The sequence below is a fragment of the Streptomyces sp. GQ60 genome, from assembly GCF_059758875.1.
The window spans coordinates 1-305 of sequence record NZ_JCAXEG010000071.1; the positions used below are offsets into that span (position 1 = coordinate 1).

Annotated in this window: 1 protein-coding gene; it reads left to right on the forward strand. The window is 73.1% G+C overall.

From position 1 onward, the window contains the following. Nucleotides 1-305: hypothetical protein (locus AC6CKD_RS38010; protein WP_498334001.1), on the forward strand; the 305-nt coding region annotated here is incomplete at both ends.

The window sequence follows — 305 nt, forward strand, 5'->3', positions numbered from 1 at the left end:
GGACGGTCGCCACCGGAGGGACGGTCATCGCGACGCGGGAACGACGGACGGTCGCCACCACGGTCGTCACGACCGCCGCGGAACCCACCACGGTCGTCATCACGGCGCGGGTACGACGGACGGTCGCCACCGGAGGGACGGTCGTCACGACGCGGGTAGGAGGGACGGTCGCCACGGTCGTTGCCGCGGAAGCCACCACCGGAGGGGCGGTCACCACGGTCGTCGCGGCGGAAGCCACCACCGGAAGGACGGTCGCCACCGGAAGGACGGTCATCGCGACGCGGGAACGACGGACGGTCGCCACC